The 16,119-nt window shown below is 69.5% G+C and carries 11 protein-coding genes and 5 pseudogenes; 9 read left to right on the top strand and 7 right to left on the bottom strand.

From position 1 onward, the window contains the following. Positions 1–59: 59 nt before the first annotated feature. Positions 60–591, bottom strand: a pseudogene (locus tag AOQ53_RS46010) (SpoIIE family protein phosphatase); the annotation flags it as partial. Positions 592–838: 247 nt separating this feature from the next. On the opposite strand from AOQ53_RS46010, the pseudogene AOQ53_RS39995 reads away from it, so the two are divergent. The 4 genes and pseudogenes from AOQ53_RS39995 to AOQ53_RS10760 form a co-directional block, all read left to right on the top strand. After that, positions 839–1,594 (top strand): annotated as a pseudogene (locus AOQ53_RS39995) (universal stress protein); the annotation flags it as partial. A 12-nt stretch (positions 1,595–1,606) separates the two neighbouring features. Further along, positions 1,607–1,816, top strand: a pseudogene (locus AOQ53_RS46005) (four-helix bundle copper-binding protein); the annotation flags it as partial. A gap of 72 nt (positions 1,817–1,888) precedes the next feature. Then, complete coding sequence (locus tag AOQ53_RS10765; protein ID WP_059416783.1) at positions 1,889–3,172, top strand: cation:proton antiporter; 1,284 nt, start codon at positions 1,889–1,891, stop codon at positions 3,170–3,172. Positions 3,173–3,716: 544 nt separating this feature from the next. Then, entirely contained in the window at positions 3,717–4,250 is a 534-nt protein-coding gene (locus tag AOQ53_RS10760; protein ID WP_059416782.1) for a GNAT family N-acetyltransferase, read from the top strand. A gap of 225 nt (positions 4,251–4,475) precedes the next feature. Here the strand turns inward: AOQ53_RS10760 and AOQ53_RS45995 are convergent. The 3 genes and pseudogenes from AOQ53_RS45995 to AOQ53_RS40690 form a co-directional block, all read right to left on the bottom strand. Next, positions 4,476–5,162: pseudogene (locus AOQ53_RS45995) on the bottom strand (transposase); the annotation flags it as partial. Positions 5,163–5,308: 146 nt separating this feature from the next. Then, on the bottom strand, positions 5,309–6,154 hold the full coding sequence (locus tag AOQ53_RS10750; protein ID WP_174523265.1) for an NAD(P)H-binding protein: 846 nt from the start codon (positions 6,152–6,154) through the stop codon (positions 5,309–5,311). Between the two features lie 290 nt (positions 6,155–6,444). Next, positions 6,445–6,972, bottom strand: a pseudogene (locus AOQ53_RS40690) (transposase family protein). Positions 6,973–7,635: 663 nt separating this feature from the next. Here AOQ53_RS40690 and AOQ53_RS10740 point away from each other — a divergent pair. The 3 genes from AOQ53_RS10740 (at position 7,636) to AOQ53_RS44560 (ending at position 9,892) form a co-directional block, all read left to right on the top strand. Beyond that, the gene (locus tag AOQ53_RS10740; RefSeq protein ID WP_148640311.1) at positions 7,636–7,908 is read left to right on the top strand and encodes a hypothetical protein; all 273 of its coding nucleotides are present in this window, start codon (positions 7,636–7,638) and stop codon (positions 7,906–7,908) included. 800 nt (positions 7,909–8,708) lie between these two features. Beyond that, positions 8,709–9,716 carry an NADP-dependent oxidoreductase gene (locus AOQ53_RS10730; RefSeq protein ID WP_174523264.1) on the top strand — a complete coding sequence of 336 codons (1,008 nt, stop codon included), beginning with the start codon at positions 8,709–8,711 and terminating at the stop codon, positions 9,714–9,716. A 26-nt stretch (positions 9,717–9,742) separates the two neighbouring features. Beyond that, positions 9,743–9,892, top strand: coding sequence for a hypothetical protein (locus tag AOQ53_RS44560; RefSeq protein ID WP_167745705.1), 150 nt, complete (start codon positions 9,743–9,745; stop codon positions 9,890–9,892). On the opposite strand, the gene AOQ53_RS10725 is transcribed toward AOQ53_RS44560, so the two are convergent. Then, complete coding sequence (locus AOQ53_RS10725) at positions 9,883–10,134, bottom strand: hypothetical protein (protein ID WP_167745706.1); 252 nt, start codon at positions 10,132–10,134, stop codon at positions 9,883–9,885. The two genes, AOQ53_RS44560 and AOQ53_RS10725, sit on opposite strands and share 10 nt — an antisense overlap. A 4-nt stretch (positions 10,135–10,138) precedes the next feature. Then, a complete protein-coding gene (locus tag AOQ53_RS10720; protein WP_236711647.1) occupies positions 10,139–11,518 on the bottom strand; it encodes a serine/threonine-protein kinase in 1,380 nt (459 codons plus the stop codon). 195 nt (positions 11,519–11,713) lie between these two features. Between AOQ53_RS10720 and AOQ53_RS47675 the strand changes: the two genes are divergently transcribed. Together AOQ53_RS47675 and AOQ53_RS47670 are read left to right on the top strand one after the other, a co-directional pair. Beyond that, on the top strand, positions 11,714–12,022 hold the full coding sequence (locus AOQ53_RS47675) for a hypothetical protein (protein WP_330219318.1): 309 nt from the start codon (positions 11,714–11,716) through the stop codon (positions 12,020–12,022). Continuing rightward, complete coding sequence (locus AOQ53_RS47670; RefSeq protein ID WP_063888879.1) at positions 12,016–12,339, top strand: LUD domain-containing protein; 324 nt, start codon at positions 12,016–12,018, stop codon at positions 12,337–12,339. Before AOQ53_RS47675 ends, AOQ53_RS47670 begins: the two co-directional genes overlap by 7 nt. Positions 12,340–12,780: 441 nt before the next feature. Here the strand turns inward: AOQ53_RS47670 and AOQ53_RS10710 are convergent. Beyond that, on the bottom strand, positions 12,781–16,119 hold a 3,339-nt coding region (locus tag AOQ53_RS10710), incomplete at its 5' end, for a family 43 glycosylhydrolase (protein ID WP_148640310.1).

Below are 16,119 nucleotides of genomic sequence, written 5' to 3'. Positions count from 1 at the left end.
TGAAGTCAGGCTTCGCCGCATTGATGTCGAGCGTACGGCGGTCGAAGGGGCGCCAAGCGTCAGCGGTAGCGGAGCAGCAGCACGGCGGCGTCGTCGTGCAGCGGGCCGTTGACGTGCTGGAGCAGGTCCTGGCGCACCGTCTCCAGGGCTGTCTCCGGGGCGCGCTCCTTGAACAGGAACGCGCGGCCGGCTGCTTCCGCCCGCACTTCGGCGAGGATGGCGGTGGCGCACTTCTCCCCCTCCAGCTGCCGCTCGACGGCCCGCTCCAGCCTGCACCCCACAGCTGCCAGGTCGGCTTCCCCGGGAGCCGCTTCGCGAAAGGCGCCAAGGACCACTGCTGCGGTCTCCACCGCCTCCAGCCCCTTGCCCTGGACATCGCCCACGATCACCCGTACGCCATGGGGTGAGGTGACCACTTCGTACAGGTCCCCCGCCGATACGGGCATCAGCGACGGCGGACATCTAGGAGACGGCCGCACGCACCCGCCCGGCGAGCCGCGGAACGGGCTTGAGCAGCACCCGCTGGGCGGCCTCGGCGATGGAGCGCACACTGGCCGACGCCGCCTCGCGCTTCTGACGCGACCACGCCGATGGCCGGACGCGCTGCTGGCCGACCGACCACGACAAGTACCGGCGCCTGCTCTGGCAGCGACATGGACACGGCGACGGTGCGGCAGCAGCGCGCGCCCCGAGCACGCAGCGCCCCGTCCGACAGGATTCCTGGCTCCCCTGCGGACCTCGGCGGCACTCGCCCAGAGGCATCACCGGCGGACGTCTGGAGCAGCCTGGGTTCGGGTACCCGAAACGGCCCTGGGACCGATGCCGACCGGGAGCAGCCATGACCAGTGCCGTGCAGCCGCCGGAGCGCCCCGTCATCGCCGGTATCGACAGGGGACCCGGCCATGAAGACCTCGTACGGTTCGCAGCCCGCGAGGCGGCACTGCACGGACGCCCGCTGCAGATCGCCCACGCCTTCGAGCTGCCACTGCCCGGAGGTTCCGTCTCCGACGAGGAGGAGAGCCGCTCCGCGGCCAAGGCGAGCGCCCAGCTGGTGGAGCATTACGAGCGGCTGGCCCGCGAGGAGGTTCCCGGCCTCTCCGTCAGCGGCGAGCTGATCATGGGGCCCGCGGCTGCCGGCCTGATCGAACGCTCCGCGGATGCGGAGCTGATCGTGATCGGTCATCGGGGCAGCGGTGGGTTTCCCCGGCTGCCACTCGGATCAGTGAGCTGGCAGGTGGCCACGCACGCCGAGTGCCCCGTCGTTGTCGTGCGTCCCTCGGAGACGGCGGAGCGGCCGGACAATCGTGTCGTGGTCGGCGTCGACACCGACGACGCCTCGCTGCAAGCCCTCGACGTGGCGTTCCTGGAAGCCGGTCTGCGCGGTGCTCGCCTCGACATGGTGCACTGCGCCTCCGACACCGCCACGTCACCCACTGGGGCCGTCACAACGGTCCCAGTGGACCCCACATGGGTGAGAAGCGGCCAGCGGGAGTTCTTCGACACCGAACTCGGAAGGCGGCGTGACCGCCACCCCGGCGTAGAAGTGAACCTGCGCATCGAGCACGCCTCACCCGGACAGCTGCTCGTCGAAGCCTCCACCGGTGCGTGCAACACGACGGCCTCCGTCCTGTCCCGCCACACCGGCTACGACGCCGACATCACCCGCGCGATCCTCCAGGCGTGCGCCACCGCCTGCGAAGCCTGCGCCGACGAGTGCTCCGCCCACGCCGACCAGCACGAGCACTGCCGCCTGTGCGCCGAAGCCTGCCGCTCCTGCGAGAAGGCCTGCAACGAGCTCATCCAGGCCCTCGGCTGACCGGCCGATCCACCACACGGGGCGCCGGGCCGGCGCTTCGGCGGCGAGCATCCCCGGTCACAGGAGTATGCAGTGACGCTTTCGGACGTTGCCTACATGTGCCTGGGAATGGGGGCGCTCGGGGCGGCCGTCCTGCCCCGGGTCGTCTCCAGGCGGCCGTTCTCCATGCCCATGATCTTCCTGGTCGCGGGCGTCCTCATCCAGCTGCTGCCGGTGTCCGTACCGGCGGTGGATCCCGTGCACGACCGCCTGTGGGTCGAGCACACCACCGAGGTGTGTGTGATCGTGTCGCTGATGGGCGCGGGACTCGCCATCGACCGGCCCTTCGGCCGTCGCAGGTGGTCCATCACCTGGCGGTTGCTCGGCGTCACCATGCCACTGACGGTGGTGGCCGTCGCGCTGCTGGCCTGGGGCCTGCTGGACTGGCCTCCCGCCGTCGCCCTGCTGCTGGGTGCGGTGCTCGCCCCCACCGATCCCGTGCTGGCCGGGGAGGTACGGGTGGGCGAGCCGCTCGGTACCGAGCGGGACGAGGACGAGGCACGGTTCGCTCTCACCAGCGAGGCCGGGCTGAACGACGGACTCGCGTTCCCGTTCGTCTACGCGGCCATCGCCCTAGCCACGGCGGCCGGCACCGGGTGGTCGGCGGAGTGGATCGGCCACTGGGCGCTGACCGACGCGCTGGGCAGGTGCGCCGTCGGGCTGGCCGTCGGTGCGGGCGTCGGCTGGTTGCTGGGGTGGATGTTCTTCCGGGCCAGGACGCCGGTGCTGCGGCTGTCCGAGCACATGGAGGGCTTCGTGGCGCTGGCAGCCACCTTCCTGTCCTACGGGCTCGCCGAGGTGCTCCACGGATACGGCTTCCTGTCGGTGTTCGTCACCGCCTGCGTCATCCGGGCCGCCGAGCGCAGCCACGGCTACCACAAGGTGCTGCACGAGTTCACCGAGCAGATCGAGCGGCTGCTCACCGCCCTGCTGCTGTTCCTGCTCGGCGGGTACCTCGCCGCCGGTGCCCTGTCCGCCCTGACCCTGAAGGGGGCGGCCGTCGGGATCCTGGTGCTGTTGGTCGTCCGGCCCCTCACCGGATGGCTGGCTCAGGTGAAGAGCACAACGGGGCGACTGGAGCGCGCTGTCGTATCGCTGTTCGGTATCCGGGGCATCGGCTCGCTCTTCTACCTCTCGTACGCGCTGGGGCAGAACTCCTTCAGCGGACTGGAGCGCGAACTGTGGGCCGTGGTCGCCTTCACCGTGGTGGTCTCGGTGATGATGCACGGAGCGATGGCGACCCCCGCCATCAACCGTCTGGAACGCAGAAACCACGACGGGGATCCCGGCACTGCTCACAGACGCCCGTACATGTGAGGTCGCCTCGAAGCAGCCGTCACATCGGAGCCGGTACGGCGTTGGACGTAGTGGTGCTTGCTGCCCGGCCGTGCGCGGTCTGCCGGGCTGGGTCCGCTCTTGGCTCCCGCCGAGCGGCCCTGGTGTGGGAGGAGTCGATCACCGCCCGGGGCCAGTCGGGTTTGCCGGCTGAACGCAGCTTCTCCAGCAGCACCACGTGCAGCTGCTCCCACACGCCCGCTTCGTTCCGGGCGCTGCCTCTGGGTTCACCACCGACGAACTCCCGGAGACCGCCGCCTTGGGGATCGCCGGGGTGGCCAAGGCATTTCCCATTTCGCTCTGCGACGCCGCGTTACCGTATGCGGGCCGTAGCGCTGGATGAGGCGCTCCCACACGGTCGCTCGCATGGGCGAACTCGACGGGGAAACCACGGGGCGAAGGCGCCCAAGATCCGGACCATGCGCGGGCCAGGGCGCCGCCGAGCTCGGCTTCCACAGTCGATTTTCGCGATCTGCTCAGCCGCACCCGCGCATGAAGGTGTTTCCCGGTACGTAATACTCCCCTAATGAATACAGGCATTACGCCCAGGAATGGGTCGACCACGATCCGCAGGGCCGTCGCGCGGGACGCCAGACGGCTCACACGGCTCGTGCGTGGTTCACGCGCCTACGAAGGGCAGTACTCGGCCATGGTCGCGGACTACCGGGTCGGTCCCGACTACATCGAGACCCACCGCGTCTTCGTAGCCGTCGCCGCCGACGAGCACGATAACCGTGTCCTCGGGTTCTACTCGCTCGTCCTCGTCCCGCCGGAGCTTGACCTGCTGTTCGTCGCCGATGGAGCACAAGGACGTGGCATCGGACGGCTGCTCGTCGCGCACATGAAGTCCGAAGCCCGCGCCGCCGGGCTCGACCGCGTCCGGGTGGTGTCGCACCCTCCCGCCGAGGGCTTCTACCGCAGCGTGGGTGCGGTGCACACCGGGACCGTGTCCGCGAGCCCACCCGCTGTGGTGTGGGACCGTCCCGAGCTCGAGTTCCGCATTCCGCCTGACGTGGCGAGGGCGCCCGGCGAAGTCCTCCAGAGGCGTCGGAGTCGGTGAACCAGACACCGCCCGGGGTGAGAGCCACGTCGTTGAAGAGGCTCGTGCCGGCGCCAAGTGGGAGGGTGGCAACGGTCGCTTCGGTACCGGTGCCCTAGACATACGCCTGCCCGCGCGACCTCGGCCCGGCCGCCGCCTCGACGCGCATGGGACAGCGGTCAGCCGGGCTTCCGCCGGACATGCTGACCACCGTCAGCCAGAGGCGTCTGACTGAAGCAAATCGCCGGGCCGGCGCAGGACACGGTCCGAGCGCATCCGGCCGGAGATCTCGACCGGCAGATCGGCCAGAAGATGAGCGATGCAGGGCGCGTCGTATCCGGCGTCCAGCACGATGAGGATGTCCTGGTCGCCATCCCTCCACTGGCCGGCGGCGATGAGGCGGGCGACGGCCTCGCAGATCTGGGTGGTGGTGACCGCCGCGACGTCGGCGCCCGGGCCGAGCCGGACGGCGCCCAGGATCACGGTCCACGAGGTCCGTCCGGTCTCCAGCGCGGCGATGACCGAGTACGGCCAGCCGGGGCTCATCAGGCGCTTGTTCTCGCCCCGCCGTAGGTATGACAGAAGGAACGGTCCGGCCAGGTGGCGGCGTCCGGCCGCAGCCACGGGCTGACGTCGACGGCCAGGACCAGACGCCCGTCCGCGGCCTTGGGCAGCGGCGGACTCGCCAACGTCCTGCGGAATCGTTCGACATCGAGGTGACCCTGTTCAGCCCGCCGTACAAAGCGCCGTGGTCACGGCAGTGTTCAGGCGCAAGCGCGCGAGATCCACCAGTGTCCGCACTGGCCCGTCCGTGCACAGCAGCGCGTCCGTCAGCTCGAACAACGCGTCCGCCCGTCCGGTCATGGATGCGCACAACTCCGCCCGGCAGCGTGACAGGGTCGCGAACGCCTCTCGCTGGATCTCCTGGTGCAGCACACTCGTCTCCACGGCCTATGTCTGGTCGGGTGTGTCCTTGATCGATGCACATGATCAGGCCGAGGTTGTCCGCACGTCTGGCGAATGCCCAGGTGGGCGACCCAGTTCGAGGACCATTTCGGGCCGGGACTCTGAACGGCGAACTAGCGGAAATCGTCCGCGTGCTCTTCCGCCCACGAGCGGAACGTGCGCGCCGGTGATCCGGTGATCTCTTCCACCGTGGAGGTGATCAAGTTCGATTCGGGTCGCGTTTCAGCGCTGGCCAACAGGGCCTCGACGAGAGCGGGTGGCCTGCCGTCGGCGAGCATTTGCTGTCGTGCGACCTGTACGGGGACCTTCTCGAAGCGCGTCGGGCGGCCGATCGCTTCTCCGATCGTGTGTACCTGCTCGGCTCTGCTCAGTACCTGCGGGCCGGTCAGGACGTATTTCGCGCCCGCATGCCCGTCATCGGTCAGCGCATGTACCGCCACCGCCGCGATATCCCGCTCGTGGATCACCGCCGTGGCGGCGATGTCGGGGCCGCGAACGACGTGCGTGGTGCGGATCTGCTCGGCCCACCCTCGCGCGTTGGAGGCGATGGTGTTCGACCGCAGGACGGCCCACTCCAGGCCTGATTTTTCGATCAGGCGCTCCATGTCGGCGTGGAGCTGGTTGATCGGGTCGGTCTGCCGTTCGGCGTCCTCGTTCACACCCGACGATGAGAGATAGACGATGCGGCGGGCATGTCCTGCAATCGCCTCCAGTACGGCGGGCGCGCCCTCGGGCGCAAGGAAAGGCCAGATCAGGAACACGGTGTCGATCCCCGCCAGTGTCCCCTCCAGCGTGTCCGGTTCGGACAGGTCCCCGCCTACGACCTTGGCTCCCTCCGGTAACCCGGCCGAGTCGGGATCACGCGCCGATGCACGCACAACGGCGCCTGTGGCCAGGAGCTGAACAACAACTTGTCGGCCGACGTTGCCGGTCGCGCCAGTCACAAGAATCTCACTCATGATCAGGTCAGCCTCGGCCGTACTCGGAGTATTCCGTCCTACCTGCCCCGGGGCTCGAAGGTAAGAGGGGCATGGGCACGGCCGCGTGCGCGTGCTGGGCCTTGCCGAGGCCCTCCGACCAAGGACACATGATCAGGCCGAGGCCGGGTGCGTCCGGCGAATGCCCAGGTAAGCCACCGAGTTCGAAGGCCATTTCGAGTCGGGACCCTGAACGACAAGCCAAGGCGTTGTCCCGTAACTGATCTCCGATGAGGCGTGGGTGAGGACGACCGTCGTTCGGCCCCGATCGACTATCCGGCGAGGGCGAGGTTGCGCAGGCGGGCGATGCCGCTCATGGCGTGGTGTACGCCGTCACCCTTGAGTCGGCAATCGCGCAGGATCTTCCAGGTCTTCCTGCGGGCAAAGCTGTGCTCGACGCGGGCGCGGACCTGTTTGTGGGGCTTGCTGTGTGCCTGCTTCCAGTCGGGGAGTTCCTCGTCTTCGCGGCGTCGGTGGGGGCATTACGAGGCCGGTGCCCGGATTGCCGCCGTCAGCGATCGTCATGGTGACGCCGACGGCGGCCTTGGTGGCAGGCGGTCGGCTGAAGACTTCGAGACCCCAAACACCGGGCCGAGCTGGCGCAGCGTCAAGTCGGTACGCCCATACGCCGCAACCAGCAGCATCCGCTCCTCCAGCGGCAAACTCCACGGCCGACCCCGATGTGCGGCGTCTGCACCTTGACGCCGCACAGCGGTCACCAACTTGCCGAAATGGCGCGGGTTCAGTCCGCTGAAGGGCACTGTCCAGGTCGGCGCCGACACCGTGATCACATCAGCCACGCGGTGATCGTTTCACTGCCGCCGCGCTGGACCTCGGGTCTTCAACCCGCCTCCCTGCCGCCCGCGAGCCGACGACGCCACCAAAGGTCAGGGCGCCACTGCCGACGGTCCGCAAACGGGTCGGGAAGGGTGCGCTTGAGGTACACGGTGTCCAGAGAAACCACTTTGCGCTCCAGCTCGGCACGAGCCCGGACAGGCAGCTGCTCCAGGACCAGCTCCAGCACGTCGCGGGCATGCCTCACGTCGTCAAAGGAACAGCCCCGGCACGAGCACTCCGCGTCCTGCGGATAGAGAGGCCGACGTCCAGGCGGTTCCAGAAACGCTTGGTAACGCCGCAGCGCACGCTCCGTGGCACCGGGATAGACGTAATAGTCGGCCGACAGCCTCTCTGCTCGATGTATCACGAGGCTGGTGCGGGCAGAGAGCCCGTGGATCCGATCCGGCGGCGGGTCCTCCCAGGCGCGAGGACCATGCTGTTCGACGCGCAGGGCGCCAGGCGGTCTACGCGGCATCGGCCTTTCGGTATGCAGTCATGGACGTCATCATGCCAGCACCCACGCCCCACAGTCGGGAGTAACGGGACAAGCCTTGGCTGAGGCGGGAGGGTCCGGCCCAATTCTTACGAGAGGTTGACACGACGACCAACCAGCTTCACTCAGGCTGGTGAACCGGCAAGCCTGGACCCTCGCCACCAGCCCGGAGTGGCGGTCGCCGAACCACGAGGAGTCGGACATGAGCAGGCCCAACCAGCACGGGAACCACAAGCCAGCGGCATCGAGTCCCCTGAGTGTCATCGGCGGCGGGTTCCTGGCGACCACGGCCCTCGGAGTCACGGTGACCGTCGCCCCAGCCGACCAGCCCGACCGTTCCGCCGCCGAGGCGGGCCACACCGCCTCCGCCCCAGAGGCGACGGCTGACACCGGTCGGGATTGCTGACGTTCAGCACACGCCGCGGGGCCAGAGCATGTGGCTGTCGATGAAGGACCAGCCGGCGCGAGCAGCACCGTGATGGCGCCCATGAGGGCGTAGGCACCGGCCTTGCCCGAGCGCCTCCCCTGTGTCGTGGAGCGGGCGCTTGATCGGCCCGAGGCTCGCTGTTTCGTCGGCGTGCTCGACTGCGGTTCCGGCCGCGAGGCCGGCGACCGCGTCGAGACCGGTGCAGAAGGCCGCGTAGACCAAGGCACCTGCCCAGTCATGAGCCCCTGCTGCTGGGGCTCCGAGCCGGCCTCTATGGAGATCGGCGGCGAGACCGTGACGGTCTGCCACGAGGAGGTCGCCGCGAGCCCCGCCTTCTCAGCACGGAACCAGCACCTGGCCGGTGACGTGCCGGACAGATGCTGACGGAGCTGCCGATTGCAGAGTGTCAGCCCGCCTTGAGCTGCCGCTCCTCCGACATCGCGGGCCTTGTACCTTCAGACGTCGGTGCCTCACCCATCCCGTCAGCCATGACAGGGAGTTGCGGTCCTCGCGCGGGAAGACGGCGACGGTGCGCGCGCAGCCCATAGCCGGCGTAGGGCGCGCGAATCGCGATCTCACCACGGTTGGCGTCGGGTCCGGGCCGCACGCTTGCGTCGCCGTACGCCGCGCCAGGCTCCCTCTTGCCTCCGACGGGGCAGCACCGTACGCTCACCGTCCGTACCGACTGGCTGGTATGCCCGGCAGAGGTGTCGGTACGCGACGACGGCGGCCTGCACGGTTGTGCTGACCGCCGATCCCACGCCGAAGGAGCCGCCGAGATGAGCAGGATCAACCACCAGGTGCGCCTGGCAGCACGTCCCGTGGGAGAGCCGCGGCCCACCGACTGGGAGCACGCCGAGGAGAGGACCGGGCAGCCAGGCGACGGGGAATTCCTGGTGCAGGTGCTCTGTCTGTCGATCGACCCGGCGATGCGCGGCTGGATGAACGCGGGCAGGTCCTACATCCGCCCGGTGGAGATCGGCGAGGTGATGCGCGCCGGCGCGGTGGGAAGGGTCATCGCCTCCCGGCACTCCGGGTTCGCGGTCGGCGACCATGTGTCGGGCTCGTTCGGCGTGCAGGAGTACTGCGTGTCGGACGGGCGCGACGTCACCAAGGTCGACCCGGCGGCGGCCCCTTTGCCTACGTATCTCGGTGCTCTCGGCATGTCGGGCCTGACGGCCTACTTCGGCCTGATCGACATCGGGCGTCCCGAGCCCGGTCAGACCGTCGTCGTCTCCGGAGCGGCGGGGGCGGTCGGCAGTGTCGTCGGGCAGATCGCCAAGATCCTGGGCTGCCGGGTCATCGGCATCGCCGGCGGCGAGTCCAAGTGCCGGCTGGTGGTCGACGAGTTCGGGTTCGACGCCGCGATCGACTACCAGAAGGACGACGTCCGCAAGGCGCTGCGCGAGCACGCCCCCAACGGTGTCGACGTGTACTTCGACAACGTCGGCGGTGACGTTCTGGACGCCGTGCTGCTGCGGCTGGCGCGCGGTGCCCGCATCGTCGTCTGCGGCGCGATCTCCCAGTACAACAGCACCAAGCCGCAAGGCCCCGGCAACTACCTGTCGCTGCTGGTGAACCGCGCCTCCATGACGGGCCTGGTGGTGTTCGACTACGCCGACCGGTACGCCGAGGGCATCGCACAGCTGGCCACGTGGCGGACGGAGGGACGGCTGAAGTCTCTCGAGCACGTGGTGTCGGGCGGAGTGGCGGCGTTCCCCGAAACCCTGATGCGGCTCTTCCGCGGGGAGAACCACGGCAAACTGGTGCTGAAGATCGCGGACTGACCGGGCAGAGGGGAGGGAGGAATCCGGTGAAAGCACTGAGCTACCACGGTCGTCACGACCTCCGCTACGGGGACGTCCCCGACCCGGCCGTCACCAACCCCACCGATGCGACCCTCCTGCGGAGGCCAGCCGTCGCCGCTCCCTGCCGGGCCGCCTGTGCCGGTGATCAGATGTGAGACGCGAGCTGCGCCGTCGCGTACGGCGTCCCTGAGCTGCCGGTGCCGCTTCTCGAGCAGCTCCACCGGATGGACGTGGCCAGGGCACCCGCGACCTTCCCTCCTGCCTCGAACACCGGGGCGGCCAGGCAGGACAGGCCGGGGCCCGGCACCTCGAACAGCTTGATGCGACCCACTGCGTCCAACTCGTTGCAGCCACGCCGGGGCGCCGCGCCCGGAGGGCCGGGCGTGTGCGGGTTCACGACCTCATCGTTGCGGCTTCTCAGCGGCACGGTCTTTGGGCTTCGGCGCCTTCTCCGGCGGGTTCTTGTCGCCGCTTCGCGCCGCGCCCGGGCGTGGACGTTCACGTGGGCCGCCCTCGTGACCCGCTGCGGTCCGCGGGCCAGGACGGGCCGACGATGCGCTCGGTGACATCGGGGGCTTTTCGTCCGAAGCCGGTGACGTCAGGGTGCGGGAGGCCTGCGAGGGTGCGGGGGAAGGGGAGGCGGTCGGCTGCCGAACCTCCTTCCGGGGGCTCTCGGGGGCACCTGTGCCGGGTGGCGGCTTCGCGGGCGTGGATCCGAGCGAGCCGGGAGCGGCCTGGTCATCGCCGGCCCCTTCACCGTCCGGGGATACGGCGAGCGTGGCGCCGAGGACCAGCGTGAGCACTGCCGCCCCGGTGGCCAGCAGGCGACGCGGGCGGCCCAGCGCCTGTTGCCGCCGGGTCCGCGGCCCGTGCGCAGTCGGTGCGGGACGCTCCTGCCTGCTCGCGCCCCTCCCTGTCACGGTGTGCTCTGCGGCCGTGCCGCCGCCGGTACCACCGGGATCGACATCGGCTGCCGGGGCCGGCGCGAGGTTCGTGCCGCACAGGGCGGACAGAGCTTCGGCGCACTCCTCGGCATCAGGCCGCGCCTGCTCGTCGAGATCTGTCATGGCCGTCAGGAGCTGAGCCAGTCTCGGGGGCACCGCGCGGGGCACCGTGGGCCGGCGGTGCAGGCGAGCCACTGCGGCTTCCAAGGGCGTGCCATGGTATTCCATGTCCCCGGTGAGGCACTCCAACAGGACCAGCCCGAGCGCAAATATGTCGGCGGGCGGTCCCACCGCCTTGCCCAGGACCTGCTCCGGTGCGAGGTAGGCGGCAGTGCCGATGAGCGCACCGGAGGCCGTGTGCCTTGTGGCGTTCATCATCCGTGAGATGCCGAAATCAGCGAGGTGCGGGGAGCCCGCGGCGTCCAGCAGGACGTTCGACGGTTTGACGTCGCGGTGCACGATGCCGGCAGCGTGCACATGGGCGAGAGCATGCGCGAGTTCGGCGCCGAGCCTGACCACGTACGGGGGTTCCATGGCACCTGCCGAAATGTGCTGGGCCAGAGTGGAACCCTTCACCAGCTGCATAACCAGATAGGCGCTGTCCTCGTGCCGCCCCGCGTCGTACAGAGTGACCAGCCCCGGATGCTGAAGACCCGCCAGAAGGACAGCCTCGTCGGCGAAGCGCTCCCTCAGCGCCGGATCACCGCCGGGCCGGAAGACCTTGACGGCCACCGGACGCTTCAGGCGAAGATCCATCCCCTCGTATACGTCGGCGACGCCGCCGGTACCGATTCTGGCGCCCAACTGGTAGCGGGCGTTGATGACTTGGGCGGACATGCAGAGTGCCGACGAGGACGCTGATCGGCTATCCCTCATGTGTGGTCTCCCGTTACTGCGGCTGCGAGCAGGGCGCGGACATCGCCAACGCTTCGTGGCGTGTACCCGTCGCGACCCTGCCCATCCACCCCGATGCACGGCTGGATGAACGCGCGGGCCGAGGCGCTGCGGAGAATCCGGCACTCTCTGCGAGACGTGCCTGGGAGCGAGCGTGACGAGGACGTCCCGGTCCCCCGGGACTGCTCCTACGGCGTCACCCCGCCACCGGGGTCGACGGAGGCCGTGGACCTGCTGACCGAACGGCTGGCGGACTACGGAGCATCGGTGCGGCTGGTCTCCGAGGGCGACGTGACCGCAACGATCGCGCGGTCCGTCGACAGCCGGCGCTCGGTGGTCGTGCCCGAGGGCTTCCCGCCCGCGTGGCGGTCGGCCCTGGGCCCCGAGCGTGTGCTGACGGACGTCCCTCGCCTGCCGGTCGCCGAACTAATGCCCCAGCGGTGGTGACGACCGTGGTCCTCGCCATCGCCACCACGGGAACGCTCGTGCTGGACGCGGGACCGGGTCAGGGCCGCCGTGCGCTGCCCCTCGTACCCGACGTCCATGTGTGCGTCGTCCGGACCGCGCGGGAGGTGGCCTCCGTACCGGAGGCCCTGGTCCGCCTGGATCCGGCGCGGCCGCTGACGTTCGTCTCCGGACCGTCGGCCACCAGCGACATCGAACACGACGAGTGGAAGGGGTGCACGGGCCGCGCAGGCTGGACGCCATCGTCGTGGTCCGAGCCCCGTTCCCAGAAGACCTCTGGACCTACGGCAGGGAGTTGAGGATTCATGCGGACCCTCCGTCCAGGACCGTACCAGCGCGGGGATCCGACGACACGGGATGCCGTGTTCCCTCGCCGGGACACCATGGCGTTCGCCTGCTGCACACTGCCCGCCGAAGTGCGGGCGGCCGCCCACGCCAGAGGGTTCGCCCGGGCCCAGCCGGCCGAATGGGTGTGAAGGGGTCACCCCGCGCGTGCTCTGCGCATGGCTGCCGCGCGGCTGAAGGCCAGATGCAGACGGCCGGCGGGGAGATCGATGCGCGCGCCCTTGCTGCGGCGCTCAAGGCCGCGGGAGCTGTAGGCGTGTCCGCGGTCAGGTCGGCAGCATGGCCGGCCTCGGCCGGCGCGCGGGGCACGTGCCGGCCCTCGACACGCGGCCGGTGAGTCATGGCGCGGCGTCAAACCACCATGACCCACCAACCGGTGATCTTTGGAGACGGACCTAACGCCGGTGGTTTCCGACGGTGACGGAGCCCTTCGTCGTGGCGCCGGTCTTGTTGTCGTAGAGGACGTCGCCGGTGGGCTTTTTCCAGATCTTGATGCGGAAGGTGTCCGGGCCGTCGGTGGCGGTGACTCTGAAGGCGTAGCCGCTCTTGCCGCCCACCGTGCCGGTGCCCTGGTAGACAGCCTGGGAGCCGTTGACCACGAGCCAGTCGGAGCCGGTCGAACGGAAGGTGAGCCGGGCGGAGCCGAAGACGAACGTGACCTTGCCGGCAGGGACGGTGGCTCCCTTCCGGTACTGGGCCCCCAGGGTGAACGCCGCCTTGCCGGTCAGCCCCGGCTCGGCCGGGTAGGCACCGGCCGGCGAGGTGATCGTGCCGACGCCGGCAGCGGGACCGGCGGCAGGGTCGTAGACGATCAGCTCCGTGAGCGTGGTGCTGTCCGTGCCGTCGTCATCGTCGGTGACCGTGACGACCGGGCGGTGGATGCCGGCGTCCTCGTAGACGTGTGTGGCGCGGCAGCCGGAGTCGGTGACCGTGCCGGTGGTCGGCCGGCTGCCGTCCTTCCAGTCGACCTTGCAGGTGTGGCTGTCGGCCGAGCCCGGGTCGTCGAAGGACGCCGTGACAACGGCGGTCTTGCCCACCGGGACGGGCGAGCCGGGGCCCTTGGCGGATGTGACCGACGGGGCGGCGTTGGAGACCTTGACGGTCGCGGTGTCGGTACCGCGCCCACCGGTCAGAGTGACCTCGAAGGTGCCGTCGTCGGTGCAGGTGAGGGTCGTCCGGGCCGCCGAGGGGTCCTTGACGGTGCAGGGGGTGCCGTCCTTGGCGGTCCACTTGGGAGTGCCGGCCCCGGAGACCGTGCCGGCGAGCGTGATCGCCTCGCCCTCGGTGCCGGTGGCGTCCGGACCGGCGTGGACGACGGTGACCGGGTCGATGCCGCCGAGGGTCGGGACGACCTTCTCGATCAGGCCGCCGGAGTCGAACTCCAGCTTGTCGATGGTGGTTTCGCGGTGGGTGCCGTCACCGCCGGGGATGGCGAAGCGGTGGTAGGCGATGTACCAGTCGTCGGTGTTCGGGACGTGGACGACGGAGTGGTGGCCCGGGCCCTTGATGCCCAGGGACAGGTCCTTCTCCAGGATCACGCCCTGCTTGGTCCAGGGGCCGGTGGGCGAGGGGCCGGTCGCGTAGGCGACGCGGTAGTTCTCGTCCCGGGTGTCGTTCTCCGACCACATGAAGTAGTAGGTGCCCTTGCGCTTGATGACGAAGGTGCCCTCGTTGTAGCCGCTCGGGGTGATGTCCGTGACCTTCGAGGTGTCGATGGAGGTCATGTCGTCGCCCAGCGGGACGACGTAGGCGCGGCCGTTGCCCCAGTAGAGGTACTTCTTGCCGTCGTCGTCGGTGAAGACCGCCGGGTCGATCATCTGGCCGCGGAAGTCACCGGCCTTCAGCAGCGGCTTGCCCAGGGCGTCCTTGAACGGTCCGGTGGGCGAGTCGGACACCGCGACGCCGATGTTCGCGTCGGCGCAGAAGTAGAAGTAGTACTTCCCGTCCTTCTCCGTCATCGCCGGCGCCCAGGCCCGGCTGTCCGCCCAGCTGACGTCCGGCCCCAGGTCGAGGATGACGCCGTGGTCCTTCCAGTGGACCAGGTCGGTGGAGGAGTAGGCCTTGAACCGCGTGCCGCTCCAGCCCTCGAAGCCGTCGGTCGTCGGGTAGATGTAGAAGGTGTCGCCGAAGCGCACGATGTCCGGGTCGGCGTTCAGCCCCGGCAGGACCGGTGTCTTCATGATCAGCGCCGTCACGGTCCAGGTGCGCTTCGCACCGTCGGAGCCGGTCACCTCGTACGTCACGGGCTTGGTGAAGTCCTGCACGCTGCCGGAGGCGGGGCTGATCGACGCGCCATGGGCCAGGCTGAACTCCGGTGCCAGCGCGGTGATGTCCGTGCCCGCCTTCAGCGGCAGGGTGACCCTGCTGTCGGCGTCGTCGACGAGTGCGTCGACCTTCAGCGCCGGGTGCGTCACCTTGGCGATGCCCGTCGTGTTGCCGCTGAGCTCCTGGACCTCCGCGGGCGACAGGGCCCGGTCGTAGACGCGGAAGTCGTCGACCTCGCCGCCGAAGTACGGGTCCGCCCCGTACAGCGACCTGCCGATGTAGCCGCTGTAGTCCTTGTTCGCGTCGTACAGATCGGCCGGCTTGATGCCGACGCCGGTCGCGCGGGCCGCCTCGAAGCCTTCGACGTACAGGACCATCGTGCCGGTCGAGCCGTCGAGGGTCACGGTGACGTGCCGCCACTGCCCCGGCGTGAGCTGCGAGCCGGCCGTCAGCTTCGACTCCCCCGACCAACTGGCCTTGGTGATCGCGGAGTACAGCTTGGAGCCGCCGTTGGACGGTGTGGCGAAGAGGTACTTGTCGCTGTCCGGGCCGAGCCCGAACAGCCACTGGAACCCGTCGCCGCCCTTCCACTTGGCGTACGTCGACACGGTCGCGCTGTCGGCGTTCTTCAGCACGCCGTTCGGGATCTTCACGTACGGAGAGGTGGTGGAGCTGCTGGAACCGCCGGACATCCTGAACGAGCCGCCGTGTACGCCGCTGCCGAAGTCGGGGGTGCGGACGTACGTGCCGTGGTGGCCGTGCCCGCTGGAGTCACGGGCGATGCTGCCGCTCGTCTCGTCGAAGTCGTAGCGCAGGAGCAGGTCGGCCGGGACGTCGGAGCCCTCCTGCGACACGGTGACCTCGGCCCGGACCGCGGCCGCGGCGCCGTTGGGCAGGCTGCCGGTCACGGTGAAGGTGCCAGGCTGTGCGTACGACGCCGCCGGTACGTCCGCCCAGTCGACGGAGACCGGCCGCTTGACGCCGTCGGCGTACTCGGCGACGACCGTGGCCGGCAGGGCCGGGGCGACGCCGACCCGCGTCTTCACCGACACGTCCTCGACGCTCTTCACGAGCTGGTCGGGCTGGTAGGCGCGCAGCAGCCGGTCGTACTCGGCCTGGGTGACGGGCAGCACGGTGCCGTGACGGGGCTTGGCGGGCAGGTCGTAGCCGGTGGACGGGGTCCAGGTGCCGGAGTCTAGGTCGGTCGTCTCGAACGGGATGTAGCCGCGGCCACCGAACTCGTCGAGGAACGCGTACCACTTCTCCTCGGTGTTGGACTTGAACACCAGCGGTCCCTCGGCGGCGTTCATCGCGCCCCTGCCGATGCCCTCGGCGACCGCGGTCCAGGACGGGTTCAGGATCGAGTCGCTCTTCTCCTCGAAGATGAACTTGCTGTTGGGAGTGGAGGAGGTGTTGTTCCGCTCGTCCTTGGACAGGCGGTAGTACGTCCCGTCGTGCCGGATCATCGT

The sequence above is a fragment of the Streptomyces azureus genome (assembly GCF_001270025.1).
Taxonomy (GTDB): Bacteria; Actinomycetota; Actinomycetes; order Streptomycetales; family Streptomycetaceae; genus Streptomyces; species Streptomyces azureus.
Note: the sequence above shows the minus strand (reverse complement) of the source record. Positions and strands in the feature narration are given on the sequence as shown.

What these genes read in the sequence shown, in the direction of transcription:
- AOQ53_RS10760 (WP_059416782.1), top strand. Translation starts at nt 3,717, where the DNA reads ATGAATACAGGCATTACGCCCAGGAATGGGTCGACCACGATCCGCAGG.
- AOQ53_RS10750 (WP_174523265.1), bottom strand. Translation starts at nt 6,154, where the DNA reads ATGAGTGAGATTCTTGTGACTGGCGCGACCGGCAACGTCGGCCGACAA.
- AOQ53_RS10730 (WP_174523264.1), top strand. Translation starts at nt 8,709, where the DNA reads ATGAGCAGGATCAACCACCAGGTGCGCCTGGCAGCACGTCCCGTGGGA.
- AOQ53_RS10720 (WP_236711647.1), bottom strand. Translation starts at nt 11,518, where the DNA reads ATGTCCGCCCAAGTCATCAACGCCCGCTACCAGTTGGGCGCCAGAATC.